The organism is Rhodococcus sp. NPDC059968 (genome assembly GCF_042738615.1).
GTDB lineage: Bacteria > Actinomycetota > Actinomycetes > Mycobacteriales > Mycobacteriaceae > Rhodococcus_F.
The window spans coordinates 1-3,786 of the sequence record NZ_JBHWUE010000221.1 but is presented as its reverse complement, the minus strand read 5'-3'; the positions used below and the strand labels follow the sequence as shown (position 1 = coordinate 3,786).

General features: G+C 63.3%; 3 protein-coding genes and 1 pseudogene. All 4 read right to left on the bottom strand.

Going from position 1 to position 3,786, the window contains the following annotated elements:
• Window positions 1–195: 195 nt before the first annotated feature.
• Window positions 196–447 carry an ATP-binding protein gene (locus tag ACFWAY_RS53165; RefSeq protein WP_378516458.1) on the bottom strand — a complete coding sequence of 84 codons (252 nt, stop codon included), beginning with the start codon at window positions 445–447 and terminating at the stop codon, window positions 196–198.
• Window positions 365–592 carry a hypothetical protein gene (locus ACFWAY_RS53160; protein WP_378516459.1) on the bottom strand — a complete coding sequence of 76 codons (228 nt, stop codon included), beginning with the start codon at window positions 590–592 and terminating at the stop codon, window positions 365–367. Before ACFWAY_RS53160 ends, ACFWAY_RS53165 begins: the two co-directional genes overlap by 83 nt.
• Before the next feature lie 76 nt (window positions 593–668).
• Window positions 669–1,756, bottom strand: a pseudogene (locus ACFWAY_RS53155) (IS21 family transposase).
• Between the two features lie 222 nt (window positions 1,757–1,978).
• On the bottom strand, window positions 1,979–2,848 hold the full coding sequence (locus tag ACFWAY_RS53150; protein WP_378516457.1) for an alpha/beta hydrolase: 870 nt from the start codon (window positions 2,846–2,848) through the stop codon (window positions 1,979–1,981).
• Window positions 2,849–3,786 lie beyond the last annotated feature (938 nt).

Below are 3,786 nucleotides of genomic sequence, written 5' to 3'. Positions count from 1 at the left end.
ACGTTCCCGCCCGAAATCGATCCCGAAATCCGCGACCTTGTGGATCGGATTTCAGGTCCTGAACTCACGCACTAACGAAATGAGCCAACTCAGGTGTGAGGTTCGACTCTCGGTAGAGGCGAAGTCGCGCCGGTGACGAGCGTTAGCGAAGATCTCCAGTTGTGCTCGAGCGAAATTCCCCACCTTCGGCGGTGACTACTGTAGCTCGGCGAGGTCTGCGGCGGTCGTGAAGTAGGTGCGGTAGCCGGCGTGCACCGCGGCGTGTGCCAATCCCACTGACAGGTGCGTCTTGCCTACCCCGGCGGTCCGATGAGCAGGATGTTCGTCGCCGTTTCCAGGTAGCGGCAGGTGCCGAGTTCGGTGATTAGTCCTTCGATCGAGGGTTGGAGCGGCGTCGTAGTCGAAGTCCTCGAGCGACGCAGGCGTCGGCGGGCACGCGAACCGCAACCGACCCGGCCAGTCGACGGGCCTCGGTCGACTCGACTTCGATGGAGAGGAGTTCTTCGAGGTTGGCGGTCATCGACTGATTGTTCCTGTCGGGTGTGTCGCGGACTGTAGGCAGGGCCTCGGCGGCGTCGCGCAGTTTGAGCATCGCCAGGTGTCCGCGCAGGCGTTGGTAGAGGCTGGCCGCCTTGGCGCCGGAACCGCATCGGTGTTTGGTGTGGTTCTCATGCGATGGTGTTCCTTCCTTTGGCGGCCTGCTCGCAGGCGGACAGGTCGATGACCGTCGATGGCGTTGTCATCTGAGATGTTTCGGCTCGGCCGACGTTCGTCATGCTCGGCTCGCTGGTGCTGCGGCGCAATACTTCCACTGCTGCGATCGCATCGGATCCGGGTGGGATCCGTTCCTTGCGGCGGTGCGGGCGCCCACTGGAACTGGCGGCGGTCATGGCCGCCTGGCCGAGTGCGTAGACGTGGCTGTGGACCATGACCCCGGCGCCATCCTCGGCAAGGCGGTGGCGGGCGACGGCGATCTGGGAAGCGGTGACGATGTCGATCACCTCCGACCCGAGCACGCGGGTGACGGTGATCTGCGCGGATGCCAGCCTGTGGGAACGCAGTCCGGGCTTCGGTGAGAATCGTCGGATACGGCGTCGCCCGCGGCGATGTGAGTGACTCCGCGGCCGCAACTGTTGCCACCGTGGCCTTTCCGCCGGCGTGGCCCGCAGCCGGGTGTCGCCGCGCGGACGGCAGAACTCATCAACTTCTGTTGGGCTTGTTCGACGGTGAGATCGTCAGGCAAGCTGCGCCACCAGCGCTGGGCAGCAGTGTGATTGGCCTTCTCCACCACCCCTTCGCAGTTCCAGGACCGCGGCTGGCAGATCGCGACCGAGACGCCGTAGTGTTTGGCGACGCCGGCGAAGCTGGCCGTGATCCGCCCGGAGTCGGGGTGGCAGACGGTGGCCATCCGATCGAACCGCCAGGTTAGGGTCAGCCCCCGAGTCTGCGGCTGACCCGGTCGAGGCCGTCGACCAGATGCGCTGCCGTACCCCATCCCCAGGAGATGGGTGGGTTCGGTAGGTCCACCCAGTCCCACCGTGCTTCCTCGCCGGGTGGGTGGTCGATCACCGCGTTCGCCCGGTCGGTGGCGTTCGCGCATTGCTCGCACACCGGCCCGCAGTCTCCGATCCCGGAACTGACGGGTCAGCGTCTGGTACTACAGCCGGTAACCGAGCTCTTCGAGTTCGTCGCACAGGGTGCGCGCCCGCAGGTGGGGGTCCTGGGTCAGTCGGCAGCTCAGGTACTCGACGAACAGAGACCGCCCTCATTGGCGGAGCCACACGGGTGGGGAGTTTCAGCGAGCCCGTCAGCGGAGCCGCTGCGGCTGTCTGAGCCAAGTGGTGGAGATGTGTACACAGCATGTCGTACAGAGGTTCGCGGGGACCAGATACTCGACCGCCCTGGCGATAGTCGCCGTCGGCACATCCAATTGCGCGTGATCGATTCACCGCGACGGTGACGCCGTAGGCACCCGGGCTCAGGGGTGTGAGAGCGATGCGGTCCCCACAAGTTGAGCCGCACCCGGACGTCCGCAAGAACAGGAGGTGTCTGCCGCTCCGATCCCGGCGGTGGAGCTTCCGGATGCGCGGTGTGTGCACATCGCTAGGAACGTGATACCCACTGTGGTACTACGATTTTCGACTCCCGAGGCGTGGTGTCGGCGTGTTGCAGCCCCCAATCGAGGATGTAGTTGGACCACCGCGACCCATCCGGGCTCACCACACGTCCAGTGGGAGTGGCCGTCGAACTCGTGGTATTTCGTGAGCGCAGCGGGCTTGTGATAGCGCTTCGTATTCGACTTGTTCACCGACGGCGGCATGATGTGGTCGGCTTCGCCACCGATGAACAGCAACGGCGCGCGATCGTCCTTCGCGTAGTCCGCCGAGGTCTCCTGGTGGCCGGGCTTGAATTTCGCGATCAGGCCGTACGCCCCACCCGCTTTTGTGATGCGGCGATGTGATTGCGGTCTTACACCTTGTCGGATTCCTCCGGGTGAGGGTGTTGGTGAACGCGTAGTGGAACTCCTCGGGGGTGAACCCGGCGGTTTGTGGCGGTTCGCGGGATTCTTCGGAACGGGGAACAGCGAGGTTATGAGGCTCGGCGGAGTGTCCAGTAATTCGATGACGCCGGCGAGATGGTCGACGGTCTCGGCAACTGTGAGGTTCGCGATGACCTCTGGATTCTCGCGCATTGCTTCGACCTCGATCTCGAACCCGGAGTTGGGCGGAGCCAACACCGTGTAGCCCTTGCTCCCGTAGTACTTCATCCAGTCTTCCCAGCTGCGCGGGGTCATCCGCAGCCCGTGGACGAAGACGATGATGCCGGGTGCTGCGGTGTGACTGCTCATGATTGTGATCCGTTGTCTCGAGTGAGGGAATGTCACTAGGTGTGGGTGTCGAGGAAAGTGGGCAGGTCTTGCCCAGCTGAACCCTGTGTGTGTCGGTGATGCCGTGCGGGCACCTGGGTAGACCTCGAGCGCGGTGCCGCCGGTCCGCGCCGCTGACTTCTTTGCCCCCGATCTCGAACGGCACGATCTGGTCGTCGTCACCGTGGATCAGGAGGGTCGGAACGTCGAACTCGTCGAGCGGCTCGGAAATCCGTCGCCGAGGACGCGGCGATGCCTTCGTAGGCGTTGTGGTGCCAGCCTGCATTCGTCCGCATAGGTGTTGATGTCGTTTCCAGACGTGGTCGGGAACAGTTGCCGTGCGTCCCAGCTGTCCGCATTGAGTGGCCCCCGTGGCTCAGGACTATGGGGCGGCCGGCTCCTCAGTCCTTGTAGAAGATGTCGGTGCCGTCGAGAGCGGCGACTGCCGGCATGTCGTACTCCTCGATTAAGAGTGAGCGGTAATTGGAGCGACGGTCCCACCGTACGAGCTCTCGGACCTGCGAAACCGGCTCAGCGTGCACACTTCTGGCCTGACAGCGAACGCCGATCGAGTGGCAGATTCGGAAGATTCCAGTGCGCGAATGCCCGCGACCAGGCGATTTGGAAACCGCGTGCGGTTCGCGTAACTTATTCCAAGTCAGAGCGACACGGACACCGACATTCACCACCTGGTGATGCAACGAGGTCGTACGAAGTGCCTGACCAATCCGAAGTTCACCATCGTGTATGGTTGTACTTCAACCCCGGAATGTCTTCAGCGGGTGCCGGTTTGCGCCGGTCAGCTCGATGAGATAAGCTGGAAAAGTTGCCCCGGAGCGGCTGGCGAGTGTGTCAGTGGTGATGGTGTGTGCGTGTTCTTTGAGAACTCAACAGTGTGTCGATGAATGTCAGTGCCAAAT